Source organism: Nocardia sp. NPDC058640 (assembly GCF_042716995.1).
Classification (GTDB): Bacteria; Actinomycetota; Actinomycetes; order Mycobacteriales; family Mycobacteriaceae; genus Nocardia.
On the sequence record NZ_JBHXRG010000003.1, the window covers coordinates 134,112 to 152,061 of the forward strand.

A 17,950-nucleotide genomic window follows, 5' to 3' on the forward strand; every position below is an offset into this window, starting at 1 on the left:
TGAGCCGCGACTTGCGGGCAATTTGCTGGAAAGGTGTCAGACAGCACAGAACGCATCTTCAGTGGAGGTTGTGATGAGGCGGCACCGAATGGACGACGCGTTCAGTGAACAACTATTTTTCGCGGGCCCCGCGCCCACCTCGGCCGAAGCGCTGGGCAGAGCCGAATATGTGGTGGATGCCGCCATTGTCACCGTTGCCGAGCAAATCGTGCAAACCGGTTTCGACGCGCAGGATTCCGCCCATCAGCGCTTGCGTCGATTCTGCGCACACGCGAAAGCCGAAGGGGCAATGGTGAATTGCCTGCTCGGTGCGGCCACCGCGGTGGATGACAGCGGGGCCGTTCCCTTTGTCGGGCGGGTGGTGAGCAGGCTCGGGCACGCGGAGTTATTGTTCGATATCGCGCTGGGGGAGTCGGGTATCGACCCGTTCTCCGGCAATCCTGTCGAGCAGATGGTCGCGCCGTGCATGATGTCGGAGTTGGATTTCGAATTCGTCATCGCACAGGTCAGTGAACTGGTGGACGGGCTGTTGCTGCCGAATTACCTGACCCTGCTGGAATGGCGAGATCTCACCGGCGAAGAGCCGCGTTCGCGTCCGCCGGAACGGTCCACCGCCCTGCTCTACGAGCTGAACACCCGCTTGGCACCGGTGCTGGGTGAGATGCCGCTGGCGTGGCTGCTGCTGCACTACGCGGAGTTCGGCGTCGACCCGGTGGCGGATTCGATCCATCGCGCGCTGCTGCGCACCAATGCTGCCGACGCGGTGTCCGCCGCGCGCACCGCCGCCGCGGCGCTGACGGCGATGTCGTTCGTGTCCCCGTCGGCTCGGCTCGGTGCGCTGCCGGTGGTCTCGCGGCGCACGCGGCATCAGCCCACGCTGGTCACCGGCAATCACGTCATGGCCGACCTGGTGTGCGCGCTGTCGCGCTGCGACACCATCAACGGCTGGCAGGCCGACGCGCAGATGCTGCGACCCGCCGACGCGCAAACGGTGGGCTGGTTGCTGGTCGAGGACCGCCGCTACCGGCGCGAAACCCGGTGCAGCCGGGACGATCTCATGGCTTCGGTGATCGGTCTGGAGATCATGCTCGGCGTGGATCACACCTCGAGCTCGGCCCCGGAAACCGTGCAGCGCCCGACCGTGATCACCACCGACCTGCTGCAGGTGCTGCGCCAACCGTGGGATCACATCCCCGAATCGGCCCAGTACACCCCGCAGCGGCTGGACGGCGCCCTGCGGTTGGCCTGCTGCGCGGTGGACGCGATGAGCCCCGGCGACGCACCGGGAATCCTGCGCCGCGCCGCCGACCGTGCCGTACCCGCGCTGAGTTCGCGCCCGGAACCGCCGATCTACCTGCAGGGCGCGCTGGCGCTGCTCGAGGCCTGGCATACCGGCGGCGCCTGCCGCACCCGCCCGCTGCTCGAGGCGACCCGCCCCATCGCGCCCGTGGTGTTCACCACGGTCCTGCTGATCGGCGCGGCCCTGATCGAGATGCTGGCCGAGGAATTCGACGCCAACGTGGCCCAGGTCTACGACGCGCTCGAGATCCGGTTGCGCGCGCGAGAACGCCTGTCGGAGTGAGGGAATGGTTCAGAGGTAGGGGCCCAGCTGCGGGACAGCGTTGACGACATGTTGCGCCACGATCGGCGCGCCGATCATCGTGAACGCCCAATCTTGTTGCACGCGATGCAGTTTGCCGAACACCAGCCCCGTATGCCCGCCGGCTTCCATCAAATTCACGCGCACCATTTCGATCCCGGTCGCGTTGTCGACCACGCGACAGAACCCGTTGTCGATCTGACCGAACCGCTGCCCGGAGTAGCTGGTCACCAGGAACACGATGGTGGTGATCTCGGGATCGACCAGGGTGAGATCCACCATGATGACCTCGTTCTCCCCGTCGCCGTCCCCGGTGACACTGTCCCCGTAGTGCCGCAGCGCCCCGTCGCGCGAGGTCAACTGTTCGTGGAAGGCCACGTCGACGAAACGGTCACCGGCGAATGCCACCGCGGCGGCGTTGAGGTCGATGTCCTTGCGCGCCAAGGCCGTTGCCGCGGTGTCGCCCGCGGGGTCCCAGCCCAAGCCCATGGTGACGTGGGTCAGTGATTCGGTCATGCGGTGCTCCTTGTCGCTACCTACGGGACTGCCCCGCACACCACCAGATAAACACCTCGCGGCGTCGCTGGTCGGGGATCGGCTCAGCGGGGACTACCGTGACGGCGATGAGCGCACGGTTCGAAGAACTCGGTTGGCGGCAGACCCCGATCGGGGAGATCAGTTTGCGGCGCAGATTCGACCCGACGGTGCGCGCGGACGTGTACGAGGTGAAACTCGGTGACGAGTACCTGATGTCGAGCCTGTTCACCGTGGCCGAGCGGGAGCTGTCGCGGCTGGGGTTGGCGCGAACGCCCGGCGACCAGCTGGACGTGGTCGTGGGTGGGCTCGGCTTGGGGTACACCGCGCGAGAAGCCCTGGTGGATCCGCGAATTCGAGAGTTGACTGTCATCGAGTACTCCGACGCGGTGATCGATTGGCACGTGCGAGACCTGCTGCCCGACACCACCGGCTTGGCCGCCGACAGCCGCGTCGAACTCGTGTGCGCGGACTTCTTCGCCGCCGCAACAGGATCGGTCGGCTTCGACCCCACACGTCCGGGCCGCACCTACGACGCGCTCCTGCTGGACATCGACCACTCCCCGAAGCACGTGCTGCACGGCCCGAACGCCGACTTCTACACCGGTGCGGGCCTGCGCGCGGTGGCGAACCATGTGGTCGCGGGCGGCACCTTCGCCATGTGGTCCGACGACGCCCCCGACGACGATTTCCGCGCGGCCCTCGAATCGGCCTTCGTCGACGTCGAAGCGCAGCGCATCACCTTCGCCAACCCGCTGACCCGAGGCGAATCCACCGCCACGATCTATCTGGCGACCAGGGCGTAGCACTCGCGACACAGCCCGCGACCAGGCATTATGTGACTCGCAACAAGGATGTGGCGAAGTGATTGCCGAGGGTGTCGCACTGGCCGATGGTCAATGTGTGGGAGTAGCAGTCCCATACGCATCGAGCTTTTCGGATTCGACATCGGAGTCAGGGATGAACAGCTTGCTCGACAGCCACCGTGGATGGGTCGCCGACATCTTCGCCGACGGATTGTGCGGCCACAGCGACGCCCGCAGACCCCGCGCGACCGTCTCGATCGACGCGCAACCACTGCCATCAGACGCCCGGCGCCGACGTCGACCCGACGAGGTGATCGGGTGGCGCGCGCTGTGTTCCTGTGACAGCTGGCACGGCCGCACCTGGCTGCGCACCGACCAGGTCGCCGACCACGCACCGTCCGCGCGCGTGCTGCACTGTTCGACCGGCCGTCTCGACCCCGACCTCGCCGGGCTGGTCCTGGCCGAATGGGACTACCACCAGCTCGAGATGCAGGCCCTGATCCCGGTGCGGCTGGCCTTCGAAGACACCGCCTCGGCCCAGCAACGACTCGTGGAAGCCGTCCGTTTCGTGCGCTCGGCGGGAGCCTCCTGGGAAGCGGTCGCCCGCGTGATCAGCGCGCCGTCGGCCGAAGCGGCACAAGCCCGGTTCGACCAGTGGACGGCCACCGAACGCAGCGCGGCGGCATCGCACCTGCGGTAATTCGGCGTGCTTCCCGAATAAAGTCGCAACTATGACGGAGCAGCGAAAACTCACCCACAAGATTGCGCCCGTGATTCTTGCTCTTGCGGCGGCCGCATTCACCGGAGCGTGCAGCGATTCGGACGACAAGTCCGATTCCAAAGCGTCCTCGACGACAGTGCAGACCTCGAGTTCCACCACCACCAGTTCGGCGGCGGCCACGTCCTCGGGCTCCATCGCCACCAGCGTCGCCACCAGCGTCGCCCCCGGCACCCCCTCGGCGATTTTGGCCGCCACCCCGTGGGAAACGACCTCGGCCAAGGACGAGAAAGGCGGCGCGGTACCGCTGGACGACGACAAGGTCAAAAACTATGTCGGCTACGCCTATTACGCGCCCGACGGCACCTTCACCATGTTCACCCTCGACGACAAGCCGAAGATGCAGGGCGATTGGTCGGTCTCACCCGACGGCAAAACCCGCACCTTGGTCGCGAAAGACGCTGACGGCAAAGAACAATCGCGCCGCGAAGTAGAGATCGTCACGCTGACCGACCAGGATTTCACCTACCGCGTGCATCCCGACTCGGTGGATAAGTCGAAGTACTACGACATCGTCCACACCCCGACCGACCACCCGAAGCCCGCGAACTAACTTCCCCGCGAAACACCGCGCGCGTCACAGCTTTTCGCTGTGACGCGCGCGGTGTTTCTGTTTCCGACGTCTACTTCGACAGCGGCAACCCGGTCGGGGCCGGGATCTGTTCGACGGTGAGGCGCTTGCGGAACACCCAGTACGTCCAGCCCTGGTAGATCAGCACGACCGGCATGCACAGCAGCGCGGCCCAGGTCATCACCTTCAGGGTGTAGGCGCCGGAGGCGGCGTTGTGGATGTCGAGGTCGAACGCCGGGCTGATGGTGGACGGCATCACGTTCGGGTACAGCGAGCCCACCAGCAGGATCGTGGCCGACGCGATGGTGACGGCGGTGCCGACGAAGGCCCAGCCGTCACGGCCCGCCGCGGTGGCCCCGCCCGCCAGCACCAGCCCGACCACTGCCGCGCCCAGGGCCGCCCAGGTCCAGCCGTTGCCGTAGGCGAGCTGGGTCCACAGACCGAAACCGCCCACGATCACCACGGTCGGAATGAACAGGATCCGCACGCACTTGCGAGCGTCCTCGCGAACATCGCCACCGGTTTTCAGCGCCAAGAAGATCGCGCCGTGCAACGCGAACAGGATGGCGGTGGTGGCGGCGCCGAGCAGGGCGTACGGGCTGAGCAGGTCCCACACCGACCCCACGACCTGTCGCTTCTCGTTCAGCGGCACCCCACGCACCAGATTGGCGAACACCCAACCCCACGCTAGCGCCGGAATCCACGAACCGATCCCGATACCGACGTCACACCACCACCGCCACTTCGGCGAGTTGATCTTGGATCGCCATTCGATGGCGCACACGCGCACGATCAACGCCACCAGTAGCAGCAGCAGGGCCAGGTAGAACCCGGAGAACAGGCTGGCGTACCACTCGGGGAACGCCGCGAACATCGCACCGCCCGCGGTGATCAGCCAAACCTCGTTGCCGTCCCAGACCGGGCCGATGGTGTTGAGCAGCACGCGCCTGCGCGTGTCGGAGCCCTTGCCCAGGATCGGCATCAGCATGCCGACCCCGAAGTCGAAGCCCTCGAGAATGAAGTAGCCGGTGAACAGGACGCTGACCAGCACGAACCAGAATTGCTGCAGACTCATCGTGGTCTCCTAGTACGCGAAGGACAGCGGTTCGACAGGATCGGCGCGGTGTTTACCGCCGCCACCGTCGTCATCGGGACCGGACTGATCATCGGCGGCCGTGGGTCCCGGTTCGGGCCCGACCACGGTGTAGCGGTGCATCAGGTAGTACCAGACCACCGCCAGCGCGCCGTACAGCAGCGTGAACACGGCCAGGGAGAAGATGACGGTGCCCGGCGCGTGATCGGAGACGCCTTGCGCCACGGTCATGCGAATGGTCTTGTCGCCGGTGAGATTAGGCACCACCACCCAGGGCTGACGGCCCATCTCGGTGAAGATCCAGCCCGCGCTGTTGGCCAGGAACGGGGTCGGAATGGCCAGGATCGACAGCCACGAGAACCATTTCTTGTCGGGCACCCGACCGCCGCGCGTCATCCACAGCCCGGCCAGCAGCAACAGCACCGGCCCCGCCAGCAGACCGACCATGCCGCGGAAGCCCCAATAGGTGACGAACAGGTTGGGCCGGTAATTGCCGGGCCCGTAGTCCTCGACGTAGGACTTCTGTAGATCTTCCACGCCCTGCAAGGTCACACCGGTGAACTTGTCCTTGGCCAGGAACGGCAGCACATACGGCACCTGGAACAGGTGGTCAACGCTTTCACAGTTGTTGTGCGTGCCGACGGTGAGGATGGAGAACTTCGGGTCGGTCTGGGTGTGGCACAACGATTCCGCCGAGGCCATCTTCATCGGCTGCTGATCGAACATCAGTTTGCCCTGGATATCGCCGGTCATCCCCACCACCACGATCGACGCGGCCACCACCCACATGCCGGCTCGGGCCACCGGCCGCCACATGGTCTTGGCCTCTTCCTGTTTCGTGGCGTCGCCGCTGCGCATATTGCGCACCATGAACCAACCCGCGATACCCACGACGAACGTGGCCGCGGTCAAGAACGCGCCCGCGACCACGTGGGGGAACGCGGCCAGGGTGGTGTTGTTGGTGAGCAGCGCCCAAATACTATCCAGCTCAGCACGTTTGGTTTCGGGATTGTATTTCGCGCCCACCGGGTGCTGCATGAACGAGTTGCCTGCGATGATGAAGAACGCGGAGGCGTTGACACCGAACGCGACGATCCAAATCGTGGCCAGGTGAACCAGTTTGGGCAGTCTGGTCCAACCGAAGATCCACAATCCCAGGAATGTCGACTCCATGAAGAACGCGATCAGCGCCTCGAATGCCAGTGGCGCACCGAAGACATCGCCGACGAACCGGGAGTATTCACTCCAGTTCATGCCGAATTGGAACTCCTGCACGATGCCGGTGGCCACGCCGATGGCGAAGTTGATCAGGAACAGTTTCCCGAAGAACTTGGTCAGGCGGTACCAGTGCTCTTTCCCGGTGATCACCCAGGCCGTCTGCATACCGGCCACCAGTGGGGCCAGGCCGATGGTGAGGGGAACGAAGATGAAGTGGTAGACCGTGGTGATACCGAACTGCCACCGGGAGACGTCCAGGGTGCTCATTGCCAGCGAACTCATCTTCGGATCTCCTGCCATCGCAGTGAACTGTGGCCGAACCGCGTGCGCTTGGTGATTGTCGTCTGTGTCTAACGTCTGATGCGGATATCGAGATGAAATGGATGCATATCAATTTTCCGGCGGCGGGGGATAGGTGATGGTCGTGCCCGCCACGTGGGCGAAGTCGGTGAGCTGGTGGTCGGGTGCGCGGGTGGCGGACATGATGTCGCGCACCTGCACGCCCCGGACCAGCAGCGCGTCGCCGACCAGCGAGCGGTGGCACCGCCACGGCACGGCTTCAGCGCACATGATGGCCGTGGTCGCCTCGCCCGCGAGGTCGATGAGTTCGTCGATGCCCGCGGCGAATTCCGGTGTCTGCATGTAATTCGCGTACTGGCGAAACGACGCGTTGCGCCAGCCGGCATTGGTATCACTGCTTTGACCGTGCCGCAGCCCACCCAGCGCCGCGAGATACACATAGCGAATGCCTGCCGCCTGTAGCGTTTCAGGGAGAACTTCGCGGCCGAACTGTGGATTGTGGCGTGACCGGGGAACGGTGCGGATATCGACCAGTTGGGTGACGCCATAATCGTTGAGCAGACCGACGAATTCGTCCGCGGTCCGCGTGGAATGGCCGATCGTGTACACAGTCAGCACTGCTCGATCCTAGGTCACGATCTCGCCGATTCCGGTCACGACTCGGCGATTGTCTTGGCGCGCAGGAGGACGTCTTCGACCATGGCGGGAGTGACCCGGCCGGTGGCGGTATTGCGTTGGCTCACGTGATAGCTGCCGAGAATGGTGACCGCGCGCCCGTCGGGATGGGTGATCACGACTTCCGCGCCGTGCGTGAAACGGGGGCGTGGGCGGGGAACGTTCCAGCCGCCCTCGAGCAGCACCGCGAACAGGGCCTGCCATCCGAAGGCGCCGAGCACGACCAGTACCCGCAGCGTGCCGCTGAGCAGCTCCAGTTCCCGGCTCAGGAACGGGGCACAGGTGTGTCGTTCCTGCGGTGTGGGTTTGTTCTGTGGCGGGGCGCAGTGCACGGGCGAGGTGAGCCGGGTGTTGATCAGCTCGATGCCGTCGTCGCGGCTGACCGGGTGCGCGCCGGTCGCGAGACCGACCGCGTGCAGGGCGCCGAACAGCACAGTGCCGCTGGGGTCACCGGTGAACATGCGGCCGGTCCGGTTCCCGCCGTTGGCCGCGGGGGCGAGCCCGACCACCAGGATGGCCGCGTCGGCGGGCCCGAAGCCGGGCACCGGTCGACCCCAATAGTGTTCGTCGCGGAAGGACGCGCGTTTGACGGTGGCGACTTCCTCACGCCAGGCGACCAAGCGCGGGCAGGCCCGGCAGGTGGAAACGAGGTGGTCGAGCGCGACGATGCTGCGGGTGTGTTTCGCCTGTTGCGGGGCAGTTTCCGGGTCTGGGCCGGTCATCAGCACAGTCTAATCGGCGGTGTCGATGCGACTTCGAGACAGTTCGCTGGACGAACCACCTGCGCGGTACCGCCAGTACCACGTACATTCGGGGAATGCTGTCCCCTGAGATCGTGAGCGCCGACGGAGTCGTGCGCGGTCGCGTGGGCCGTCGGATCGCCCGATGGCGTGCCCTGCCCTATGCCGCCCCGCCCACCGGACCGTTGCGGTTGCGCGCGCCCCAGCCCGTTCGGCCGTGGTCAGGGGTGCGGGCGGCGACCGAGTTCGGCTTCGCCGCGGTGCAGAACCCCCAGGGCGCCCGTGTCGGCCCGCGCACCTGGCAACCGACCGGCGAGAACTGCCTCACGCTCAACGTCACCGCCCCGGCCACGACGTCGACGACACCGCGCCCGGTCATGGTGTTCTTCCACGGTGGCGGGTACCTGCTCGGCACGTCCAGCATGTATTCGGGTGCGCGGTTGGCCGCCCGCGGTGACGTGATCGTGGTGTCGGTGAACTACCGGCTCGGCGCGCTGGGCTACGTGGACTTCAGCGAATTCTCCACGCCGGAACGACCTTTCGAGTCGAACCTGGGTCTTCGGGATCAGGTCGCGGCGCTGGAATGGGTGCAGCGCAATATCGCGGCGTTCGGCGGCGACCCGGAAAGCGTCACCATCTTCGGGGAGTCGGCCGGCGCGCACGCGGTGGTCAGCCTGCTGGCCACGCCGTCGGCGGTCGGCCTGTTCCACCGGGCGATCGCGCAGAGCGCCCCCGCGGACTGGACATCGACACCCGAGCAGGCCCGCCGGTTCGCCCGCCGCTGCCTGGAACGGTTGGGCGCCACTGCGGCCGACGCGGCGACGGTCCTGAGCACCGTGCCCGCGAAGGAGCTCGGCCGCGCGGGCGACCGTGCGCTGGCCAGATCCCTGCGCGAGGAGCCCGGCAACTTCCCCTTCGCCCCCGTTGCCGACGGCGAATTCCTGCCCGAGGCGCCCCTGGACGCGATCGCGGCGGGCCGGGCACATCCGGTGCCGTTGATCATCGGCACCAACCGCGACGAGGCCACGCTGTTCCAGCGTTTCGCCAAGGCGATCCCGCACACTCCCGAACAGCTCACCACCATCTTCGAACGCTACGAGCCCGGCGCGGAACAGCTCGTGACCGGCAGTTACCGCGGCTATCCAGCCCCTCGGACCGCGGTGCGCATCGGCGGCGACCACCTGTTCCTTCGCCCCACACTGGCCGTGCTCGAGGGACACAGCGCGTACGCCCCGACTTTCGCGTATCGCTACGACTATGCGCCGCGCGCACTGCATCTCGCCGGCTTCGGCGCGACCCACGCCCTCGACCTCGTTCCGGTCTTCGGCTGGGTCGACGGCCCGGTCGGCCGCGCGATGACAGCGGCAGGTGGCCGGCGTGCGTTCCTCGCCGTGCAGGACTACATCCAGGACAACTGGTTGAATTTCGCCCGCACCGGGCAACCGTTGGCGCCCTGGACGCAGTACACGGCCGAGCAGCGAACCACCTGCATCATCGACAATCCACCGCGCGTGCTCGTCGACCCGGACGCCGCGCGACGTGCCGCCTGGCAAGGCATTCGAAAGTGTGAAGCGTGACTGTGGAGCTCGACGCCGGGCAACTGGCGGATCGCATCAAAACGCTCTACGCCGAAGACGAGCAGCTGCGTGCGGCGCGGCCCGACGAGAACGTGCACGCCCGGGTGACAACACCCGGACTGCCGATCTCGCGCATCGTCGAGACCGCCATGACGGCCTACGTGGATCGTCCGGCGCTGGGTACCCGGCGAACCGAGCTGGTCGAGTCGGGCGGGCGCTGTTTCCGAAAGCTGTTGCCGGAGTTCGAATTCCTGACCTACGGCGAAGTATGGGAGCGCACACGCGCGCTCGCCGCGGCCTGGCAGCGTGACGGCATCGTCGCGGGGGACTTCGTCGCAGTGCTGGGGTTCACCAGTGCCGACTACGCGGTGCTGGATCTGGCCACGATCCACCTCGGTGGGGTCGCGGTGCCGTTGCAGGGCGGCGCGGGCCTGGAACAGTTGCGGTCGATTCTGGCCGAGACCGAGCCGACGGTGTTCGCGGTCGACACCGCGCACCTGGACGTCGCGGTCGACGCTGTGCTGGCCGGGGCCACGCCGCGTTCGCTGATCGTGTTCGACCATCACGCCGACGACGACAATCACCGAGATGCCCTCGCTCGGGCACGGACCCGTCTGTGCGCCGGGGGATCGGCCGTTGTGCTCAGCACGCTCGACGACACCATCGCCCAGGGCCGTCTGGCCGAACCGGCACCACTGCACGTGCCCGACGACGGCGCGGACCCTCTCGCGCTGCTGATCTACACATCGGGCAGCACAGGCACACCCAAGGGCGCGATGTATACCCAGCGCCTGGTCGCGGTGGGCTGGCAGCCGCGACGGCCGCTGACCGCGATCACGGTGAACTTCCTGCCGATGAGCCACATAGCGGCGCGGCTGACCCTCAACAGCGTGCTCGCCCGTGGCGGTATCGCGTATTTCGCTGCGGCGCCGGACCTTTCGACCTTGTTCGAAGACATCGCGCTGGCACGACCGACCGAGATCTTCCTGGTGCCGAGGGTGTGCGACATGATCGCGCAGCGCTACCGCCGTGAGGTAGCCGAGCAGGGCTCGATGAAAACCGAACTGCGCGAACAGTTCCTGGGTGGACGCTTGATGTCGGCGTCCTGCGGCAGCGCACCGATCGCACCCGAACTGCGGGCCTTCATCGAGTCGGTGTCGGACCTGCGTCTGCACGACGGTTACGGCTCCACCGAGACCGGCGGCGGGGTCATCTTCGATACGAAGGTGATGCGGCCGCCCGTGCTGGACTACAAGCTCGTCGACGTGCCGGAGCTGGGGTATTTCGGCACCGACAAGCCGTATCCGCGCGGTGAGTTGCTGCTCAAGACGACCACCATGATCGCGGGGTACTACCGTCGTCCCGAGGTGACCGCCGAGGTGTTCGATGCCGAAGGGTTTTGTCGCACAGGCGATGTGGTGTCGGAGTTGGCGCCGGATCGGTTGGTCTATGTCGACCGTCGCAACAACGTCTTGAAACTGTCCCAGGGCGAGTTCGTGACGGTGTCGCGGCTGGAAGCGGTGTTCGAGGGTGCCGATCTGGTGCGCCAGATCTACGTGTACGGCAGCAGTGAACGGTCGTATCTGCTGGCAGTCGTGGTGCCGACCGAGGCTGCGTTGGCAGGACCTCGCGAGGAGTTGCGTGCCGCGGTGAGCGCGTCGTTGCAGCGTGCCGCGATGTCGGCCGGGCTCGAGCCGTATGAGATTCCGCGTGACTTCCTCATCGAAACCGAACCGTTCTCCACGGCCAACGGAATGTTGTCGGGCATAGCGAAACTGTTGCGGCCCAAGCTGAAACAGCGATACGGCGACCGCCTCGAACAGCTCTACTCCGACCTAGCGCGCGGTCAGGAAGACGAACTCGAGCGCCTGCGGCACGAGGCCCCCGTCCTGCCGGTGTACGACACCGTCGCCCGTGCAGCGCGCGCTGTGCTCGGCGGCGATTCCGCAGACCTGCGCCCGGACGCTAGATTCGGCGATCTGGGCGGGGATTCGCTTGCCGCACTGACATATTCGAACTTGCTGCGTGAACTGCTCGGCGTGGACGTGCCGGTGAACGTCGTGCTCGGACCGGACAGCGACTTGGCGCGCATCGCCGACTACGTGCAGCGGGAACGCGAACCCGGCACGCGCAGAACAGATTCCGATGCGGTACACGGCCCGGCGGCCACCGAGATTCGCGCGGCAGACCTGACGCTCGAGAAGTTCCTCGACGTCACCACCGCCGCGCAGGTACCGGCAGCCGCCCCGGCGAAGACGGTGCTGATCACCGGCGCGAACGGCTATCTCGGACGATTCCTCCTCCTGACCTGGCTCGAACGCCTCGCCCCTGTGGGCGGCACGGTGATCTGCGTGGTCCGTGGCGGTGACGCAACCGCAGCGCGTGAACGTCTCGACGCGGCATTCGACTCCGGCGACACCGAACTCAGCGACCACTTCCAGACTCTCGCGAAGGACACCCTCGAGGTTCTGCCCGGCGATATCGGCGAACCGAATCTCGGCCTGCCGCAACCGGTGTGGGATCGCCTTGCTGCCGACGTCGACCTGATCGTGCACTCCGCGGCGCTGGTGAACCACATGCTCCCGTACACCCAGCTGTTCGGCCCGAACGTGGTCGGTACCGCCGAGATCATCCGCCTGGCACTGACAACCATCCGCAAACCGGTCACCTACCTGTCGACAGTGGCCGTCGCCGCACAGGGGGAGTCCTTCGCCGAAGACGGCGACGTACGAACCATGAGCCCGGTCCGCCGACTCGACGATTCCTACGCCAACGGCTACGGCAACAGCAAATGGGCCGGCGAAGTGCTGCTGCGCGAGGCCTCTGAGCGTTTCGGTCTACCCGTCGCGGTGTTCCGCTCCGACATGATCCTGGCGCACAGCCACTTCCGCGGCCAACTCAACGTCCCCGACGTCTTCACCCGCCTGCTACTGAGCGTGCTCGTCACCGGCCTGGCCCCGAAGTCGTTCTACCGCACCGACTCCCACGGCCACCGACAACGCGCTCACTACGACGGCCTACCCGCCGACTTCGTCGCCACCGCGATCACGGAGCTAGGTGCCACCGCCACCACCGGCTACCGCACCTACGACGTCCTCAACCCCCACGACGACAACATCTCCCTCGACACCTTCATCGACTGGCTGACCGAAGCAGGCCACCACATCGACCGCATCGACAACTACGCCGAATGGTTCGCCCGCTTCGAAACCGCCCTGCGCACCCTCCCCGAACCCCAACGCAAGAGCACCCTCCTCCCCGTCCTGCAGGCCTACCGCCACCCGGCCCGCCCCCTACCGGGCTCAGCCCTGCCCGCAGACAACTTCCGTGCGGCGGTCCGCGAGGCGCAACTAGGCACCGACATCCCACACCTACCAACGGATCTCATCGCCAAGTACGTCCGTGACTTGACCCACCTCGGCCTCCTGAGATAGCTGGCAGTGGGGGAGGGGTGTCACCGGTCGGACAGCTGCTGCAGGGCAGGGGATGCCAAGGGGCAGTAGAGGTTTGAAATGTCCGGGTAGTGACGCCGGTCGTGTTCTCGGGCAAGCCGGTGGCACTCAGTCGAGGCCTCTCAAAAAGCAGAAAATAAATCGTGATACGTACATATATGTATCTACTAATGTGTTCGCCGATCCGATCAAACGGCGCGCCGCCCACAAACCAAGACACTAAAGACGCATAGACGGGAGGGGGCCAGGCTGCCCGCAGAAGTAGTCGACCAACACGTTCGGAACTATGGTCGAATGCGGAACTGAACAGTTCTGGAATTTGTGAGATGAGGGCTGGATGAGCGCGGACAAACCACGGTGGCAGCAGCTGCGCGAGCAGCGCGACGTCGCGACCGCTGATCTGGACCAACTGTGGACCCGGCTACGCCCAGCTCGCGCTGAGGACATTCTCGGGCAATGGCGTGGTGACGCCTTCCAAACCGGGCACCCCCTGTGCGGCGCGCTGCCCGCCAGCGGCTGGTACGGCAAGAACTTCCTCGCCCTAGACGACGCGCAGCCACTGATCTGTCGACGCGACGACGGCACCCTGTTCTCGAACATCGAACTGGGACAGGGGGAGGCGACCCTGTGGAACATCGAGTTCCGCGGCGAGGTCACCGCGACCATGGTCTACGACGGCCGCGCGGTCTTCGACCACTTCAAGTGGCTCGACGACTGCACCCTGATGGGCATCATGAACGGGCGCCCCGACCTGGTGCTCGCGCACGGCGAGTACTTCTATTTCCTGCTGGAACGGGTCGCGTCATGACACTGACCTACAACGACCTCACCGACACCGAGACACCGACCCGAACCCGACGACGACTCACGGCGTTGAGTGCCGCGCGTGCGGTCTTCGTGGTTCAGGGCTATCACGGTGCGAGCATGGACGACATCAGTGACCGGGCCGGCATGAGCAAGCCCGTGCTGTACACCCACTACGCGAGCAAGCTCGACCTGTATCTGGCTGTGCTGCAAGGCTATCTGGACCGGATGGTCGACGGCATCCGTGATGCGCTGGCCGACGCCAGCGGGCAAGAGGACAAGGTGCGTCGCGCCGTGCTGGCCTATTTCGACTTCGTCGACGAGGACGCGGGCGGGCACACCCTGGTCTTCGAGTCGCCCGTGCCCAGCGAACCGGCTGTGCGGTGGCGGGTGCGCAAAGCGATGAGTGAATGCGCGGTGCTGGTCAGTGCGCAGTTGCGTGCGGCGGGCATGGACGACGTTCGCGCGTACACGTGCGCGTTCGGGGTGGTCGGCGCCAGCCACAACGCGGCGAGGCAGTGGCTCGACGCGGGTCGTCCGATTCCGAAGGAGGACGCAGTCGAGACCGTGGTCGCGCTGTGTTGGAGCGGCCTGTCCGCAGTGCAGAATGGGCAGAAATCGGAAAAACGTACGCCGTAACTGCTTATCTGGACTCATGACCCCGTCCATTGCAGTGATCGGCAGCGGGTTCGGCGGCCTGGCGGCCGTGATCGAACTGAAGAAGCGCGGCTTCGACGATATCGTCGTGTTCGAGAAGGCCGACGAGGTCGGCGGTGTCTGGCGGGAGAACACCTATCCCGGTGCCGCCTGCGATGTGCCGTCGCCGTTCTACTCGTACTCTTTCGAGCCGAATCCGCATTGGCCGCACCGCTATTCGCGGCAGCCCGCGATTCTGGACTACATCAGGCAGGTCGCCGAAAAGTACGACGTTGCCCGCCACATCCGTTTCGGCACCGAGGTCGTGAGTGCCGCGTTCGACGAGGTGACCGGGAAGTGGACGGTCCGTGTGAGCACGGGCGAATCGGTGGTGGTCGATGTGCTGGTGTCGGCGGTCGGTCAACTCTCGCGACCCTCCATACCTGCGATCGAGGGACGGGACTCATACGGCGGCACGAGTTTTCACTCCGCCGAGTGGGACCATGAGGTGGACCTGACGGGCAAACGGGTCGCGGTGATCGGCACGGGAGCGAGCGCCATCCAGTTCGTGCCGGAGATCCAACCGCACGTCGAGAAGCTGACGGTGTTCCAGCGCAGCGCGCCCTACATCATCCCGCGCATGGACCGCGAGTTCTCATCGCGACATCAGCGCATGTTCGAGAAGCTGCCGGTGACCGAACTCGCCGAGCGTGGCACCTGGTACGGCGTGGTCGAAGGGCTCAGCGTCGCGTGGGTGTATGCGAAACCGTTGGCCGCCGCGATCAAGGCGGTGTCGAAGTGGCACATGCGCAGGCAGACCAAGACCGCGCCGGGCCTGTTCGAGAAGGTGTGGCCGGACTATCCGGTGGGGTGCAAGCGAATCCTGTTCTCCGACAACTATCTTCCCGCGCTGACCGAACCCAACGTCGAGGTCACCACCGCGGCAATCGCCGAGATCACCTCGACGGGTGTGCGCACGGTCGACGGGCGCGATCACGAGATCGACGTGATCATCTGGGGGACCGGTTTCGCGACCACCGAGTTCCTGGCCCCGATGACGATCACCGGCACGGGCGGGCACCCGCTGGCCGAGGAATGGCGCGACGGCGCGCGCGCCTACTTCGGCATGACTGTGCCCCGGTTCCCGAATCTGCTGGTGATGTACGGCCCCAACACCAACAGCGGCGGCGGTTCGATCATCTTCTTCCTCGAAGCGCAGGCCGCCTACCTGGCCCGGTATGTCGAACATCTCGCGCAGGCTGGTCGGCCGTTGACGGTGCGGCCCGAGGTCGAGCGGGCCTATGACGAACGTGTTCAGGCGCGGCTGGCCGACAGTGTGTGGAGCAAGTGCTCGTCGTGGTACCGCCAGGCGGACGGTCGGATCACGACCAACTGGCCGCTGCTGGGGATTCAGTACAAGCAGCAGGCGCGGTTCGATCCCGCCGATTATGAGGTGGTCCCGTGACATATGACTACGACGTGATCGTCGTCGGCTCCGGTTTCGGCGGCAGCGTGACCGCGCTGCGTTTGACCGAAAAGGGTTATCGCGTAGGCGTTCTCGAATCGGGGCGACGCTGGAACGTCGACGACTATCCGAAGACGAACTGGAACATCGCCAAGTCCATCTGGGCGCCACGGCTGGGTCTGACCGGTCCGCAGCGGATCAGCGCGCTGGGCAAGTGCCTGGTGTTCAGCGGTGCGGGTGTCGGTGGCGGTTCGCTGATCTACGGCAACACCCTGTACGAACCGCTGCCGGAGTTCTATCGCGACCGGGCGTGGGCGCACATCACCGACTGGAAGTCCGAGCTGGCCCCGTATTACGACCAGGCCAAGCGCATGTTGGGCGTGGTGGAGAACCCACAGCTCGGGCCGAAAGACGAAGTGCTGCTGCAGATTGCGCGCGATATGCAGGTGGCCGATACCTTTCATCGCACCCAGGTCGGCGTGTTCTTCAACGAAGGATCCGAAGGCGTCGAGGTCGATGACCCGTACTTCGGTGGTGCGGGGCCTCGTCGAGCCGGTTGTATCCACTGCTCGGAGTGCTTCACCGGCTGCAAGCACAATGCCAAGAACACCACCACGCTGAACTACCTGCACCTGGCCGAAAGCAATGGCGCGCAAGTGCATTCGCTGACCACGGTCACGTCGGTAGCACCCGACGGCAACGGTGGTTATCGCGTGGACACGGTGCAGTCCAACGGCTGGTTGCGCAGAAAGCGGCGCACCTTCACTGCCGAGCAGGTGGTCTTCTCAGCAGCGGCGCTGGGCACACAGAAACTGCTGCACCGGTTGCGCGCTGACGGCACGCTGCCCGAGCTGTCGCCGCGAGTCGGGCAGCTCACCCGCAGTAACTCCGAGGCGATCATCGGCGTGCAGAGCAAGTCGCGCACTGATTTCGCGCAGGGTGTGGCGATCACGTCGTCGTTTCATCCGGAGCCGCAGACCCATGTGGAGGTGTGCACGTACGGCAAGGGGCAGAACGCGCTGTTCGTGCAGACGGTGCCGATGGTCGACGGTGGGGCGTTCCGGTTCCTGCGGTTACTGCTGACGATGCTGTTGCATCCGCTGAAGTTCGCGCGCTCGCAGAACGCGCACCGGGCGTCGGAGCGGTCGGTGATCCTGTTGGTGATGCAGTCGCTGGACAACTCACTGACGTCGTCGCTCAAGCGCGGCAGGTTGGTGACCGCGCAGGGCAGCGGGCAGGCGAATCCGGACTGGATTCCACTGGGTCATGACATCGCGCGCCGGTACGCGGCGGAATGCGACGGCGACACCGGCAATATCGCCACCGACATCTTCAACATCCCCGCCACCGCGCACTACATCGGCGGGTGCACGATCGGCGACTCCCGCGATACCGGCGTGATCGATCCGTACCAGCGGGTCTACGGCTACCCCGGCCTGCACGTCGCCGACGGCAGCGCGATCACCGCCAACCTCGGGGTGAATCCGTCGCTGACCATCACCGCGCAGGCCGAGCGTGCGATGGCGTTCTGGCCGAACAAGGGTGAGCCGGATCCGCGACCCGACCTCGGTTCCACGTACCAGCGGATCGATCCGGTCGTCCCGGTTCGGCCCGCTGTTCCCGCTTCCGCGCCCGGCGCGTTGCGTTTGCCGAGCTGAGCCTGTTTGCCGCGGTGATTGCGGGGTACGCGCCGGATGGGGA

At 65.9% G+C, this 17,950-nt stretch carries 15 protein-coding genes; 10 read left to right on the forward strand and 5 right to left on the reverse strand.

Annotation, left to right across the window (positions count from 1 at the left end; translation table 11 throughout):
• The first annotated feature begins 73 nt into the window (after window positions 1-73).
• Complete coding sequence (locus ACFWU5_RS07005) at window positions 74-1,582, forward strand: hypothetical protein (protein ID WP_379266403.1); 1,509 nt, start codon at window positions 74-76, stop codon at window positions 1,580-1,582.
• Between the two features lie 9 nt (window positions 1,583-1,591).
• On the opposite strand, the gene ACFWU5_RS07010 is transcribed toward ACFWU5_RS07005, so the two are convergent.
• Complete coding sequence (locus ACFWU5_RS07010; protein ID WP_379266404.1) at window positions 1,592-2,116, reverse strand: TerD family protein; 525 nt, start codon at window positions 2,114-2,116, stop codon at window positions 1,592-1,594.
• Between the two features lie 107 nt (window positions 2,117-2,223).
• On the opposite strand from ACFWU5_RS07010, the gene ACFWU5_RS07015 reads away from it, so the two are divergent.
• The 3 genes from ACFWU5_RS07015 (at window position 2,224) to ACFWU5_RS07025 (ending at window position 4,271) form a co-directional block, all read left to right on the forward strand.
• Window positions 2,224-2,940, forward strand: coding sequence for a spermidine synthase (locus ACFWU5_RS07015; RefSeq protein WP_379266405.1), 717 nt, complete (start codon window positions 2,224-2,226; stop codon window positions 2,938-2,940).
• Between the two features lie 154 nt (window positions 2,941-3,094).
• Window positions 3,095-3,640, forward strand: coding sequence for a hypothetical protein (locus ACFWU5_RS07020; protein ID WP_379242788.1), 546 nt, complete (start codon window positions 3,095-3,097; stop codon window positions 3,638-3,640).
• A 31-nt stretch (window positions 3,641-3,671) separates the two neighbouring features.
• Window positions 3,672-4,271, forward strand: a complete 600-nt coding sequence (locus tag ACFWU5_RS07025; protein ID WP_379266406.1) for a DUF4822 domain-containing protein — start codon at window positions 3,672-3,674, stop codon at window positions 4,269-4,271.
• A gap of 70 nt (window positions 4,272-4,341) precedes the next feature.
• Here the strand turns inward: ACFWU5_RS07025 and cydB are convergent, their stop codons facing one another.
• The 4 genes from cydB to ACFWU5_RS07045 form a co-directional block, all read right to left on the reverse strand.
• On the reverse strand, window positions 4,342-5,364 hold the full coding sequence (gene cydB, locus ACFWU5_RS07030; protein WP_379266407.1) for a cytochrome d ubiquinol oxidase subunit II: 1,023 nt from the start codon (window positions 5,362-5,364) through the stop codon (window positions 4,342-4,344).
• Between the two features lie 9 nt (window positions 5,365-5,373).
• Window positions 5,374-6,867: a cytochrome ubiquinol oxidase subunit I gene (locus ACFWU5_RS07035; RefSeq protein ID WP_379266537.1), complete on the reverse strand. Its 1,494-nt coding sequence runs from the start codon at window positions 6,865-6,867 to the stop codon at window positions 5,374-5,376.
• A 123-nt stretch (window positions 6,868-6,990) separates the two neighbouring features.
• Window positions 6,991-7,518, reverse strand: a complete 528-nt coding sequence (locus tag ACFWU5_RS07040) for a DUF488 family protein (RefSeq protein WP_379266408.1) — start codon at window positions 7,516-7,518, stop codon at window positions 6,991-6,993.
• A 35-nt stretch (window positions 7,519-7,553) separates the two neighbouring features.
• Window positions 7,554-8,297, reverse strand: coding sequence for a uracil-DNA glycosylase (locus tag ACFWU5_RS07045; RefSeq protein WP_379266409.1), 744 nt, complete (start codon window positions 8,295-8,297; stop codon window positions 7,554-7,556).
• A gap of 95 nt (window positions 8,298-8,392) precedes the next feature.
• Here ACFWU5_RS07045 and ACFWU5_RS07050 point away from each other — a divergent pair, with 95 nt between their 5' ends.
• The 6 genes from ACFWU5_RS07050 to ACFWU5_RS07075 all read left to right on the forward strand — a co-directional run bounded on the left by ACFWU5_RS07050 (window position 8,393) and on the right by ACFWU5_RS07075 (window position 17,907).
• Window positions 8,393-9,892, forward strand: coding sequence for a carboxylesterase/lipase family protein (locus ACFWU5_RS07050; RefSeq protein ID WP_379266410.1), 1,500 nt, complete (start codon window positions 8,393-8,395; stop codon window positions 9,890-9,892).
• Complete coding sequence (car, locus tag ACFWU5_RS07055; protein WP_379266411.1) at window positions 9,889-13,326, forward strand: carboxylic acid reductase; 3,438 nt, start codon at window positions 9,889-9,891, stop codon at window positions 13,324-13,326. The genes ACFWU5_RS07050 and car overlap by 4 nt, the downstream gene beginning before the upstream one ends.
• Before the next feature lie 355 nt (window positions 13,327-13,681).
• Window positions 13,682-14,152: a DUF4334 domain-containing protein gene (locus ACFWU5_RS07060; RefSeq protein ID WP_379266412.1), complete on the forward strand. Its 471-nt coding sequence runs from the start codon at window positions 13,682-13,684 to the stop codon at window positions 14,150-14,152.
• Window positions 14,149-14,787, forward strand: a complete 639-nt coding sequence (locus tag ACFWU5_RS07065; RefSeq protein WP_379266413.1) for a TetR/AcrR family transcriptional regulator — start codon at window positions 14,149-14,151, stop codon at window positions 14,785-14,787. Before ACFWU5_RS07060 ends, ACFWU5_RS07065 begins: the two co-directional genes overlap by 4 nt.
• A gap of 16 nt (window positions 14,788-14,803) precedes the next feature.
• On the forward strand, window positions 14,804-16,249 hold the full coding sequence (locus ACFWU5_RS07070; protein ID WP_379266414.1) for a flavin-containing monooxygenase: 1,446 nt from the start codon (window positions 14,804-14,806) through the stop codon (window positions 16,247-16,249).
• Window positions 16,246-17,907 (forward strand): GMC oxidoreductase, encoded by a 1,662-nt coding sequence (locus ACFWU5_RS07075; protein WP_379266416.1) that lies wholly within the window; start codon window positions 16,246-16,248, stop codon window positions 17,905-17,907. The genes ACFWU5_RS07070 and ACFWU5_RS07075 overlap by 4 nt, the downstream gene beginning before the upstream one ends.
• The last annotated feature ends 43 nt before the right edge of the window (window positions 17,908-17,950 follow it).

Excerpts from the sequence above, each read along its gene's own strand:
- ACFWU5_RS07045 (WP_379266409.1), bottom strand. The coding sequence starts at position 8,297 with ATGACCGGCCCAGACCCGGAAACTGCCCCGCAACAGGCGAAACACACC.
- ACFWU5_RS07060 (WP_379266412.1), top strand. The coding sequence starts at position 13,682 with ATGAGCGCGGACAAACCACGGTGGCAGCAGCTGCGCGAGCAGCGCGAC.
- ACFWU5_RS07020 (WP_379242788.1), top strand. The coding sequence starts at position 3,095 with ATGAACAGCTTGCTCGACAGCCACCGTGGATGGGTCGCCGACATCTTC.
- ACFWU5_RS07070 (WP_379266414.1), top strand. The coding sequence starts at position 14,804 with ATGACCCCGTCCATTGCAGTGATCGGCAGCGGGTTCGGCGGCCTGGCG.
- ACFWU5_RS07025 (WP_379266406.1), top strand. The coding sequence starts at position 3,672 with ATGACGGAGCAGCGAAAACTCACCCACAAGATTGCGCCCGTGATTCTT.
- cydB (WP_379266407.1), bottom strand. The coding sequence starts at position 5,364 with ATGAGTCTGCAGCAATTCTGGTTCGTGCTGGTCAGCGTCCTGTTCACC.
- ACFWU5_RS07050 (WP_379266410.1), top strand. The coding sequence starts at position 8,393 with ATGCTGTCCCCTGAGATCGTGAGCGCCGACGGAGTCGTGCGCGGTCGC.
- ACFWU5_RS07005 (WP_379266403.1), top strand. The coding sequence starts at position 74 with ATGAGGCGGCACCGAATGGACGACGCGTTCAGTGAACAACTATTTTTC.
- ACFWU5_RS07015 (WP_379266405.1), top strand. The coding sequence starts at position 2,224 with ATGAGCGCACGGTTCGAAGAACTCGGTTGGCGGCAGACCCCGATCGGG.
- ACFWU5_RS07010 (WP_379266404.1), bottom strand. The coding sequence starts at position 2,116 with ATGACCGAATCACTGACCCACGTCACCATGGGCTTGGGCTGGGACCCC.
- ACFWU5_RS07065 (WP_379266413.1), top strand. The coding sequence starts at position 14,149 with ATGACACTGACCTACAACGACCTCACCGACACCGAGACACCGACCCGA.
- ACFWU5_RS07035 (WP_379266537.1), bottom strand. The coding sequence starts at position 6,867 with ATGAGCACCCTGGACGTCTCCCGGTGGCAGTTCGGTATCACCACGGTC.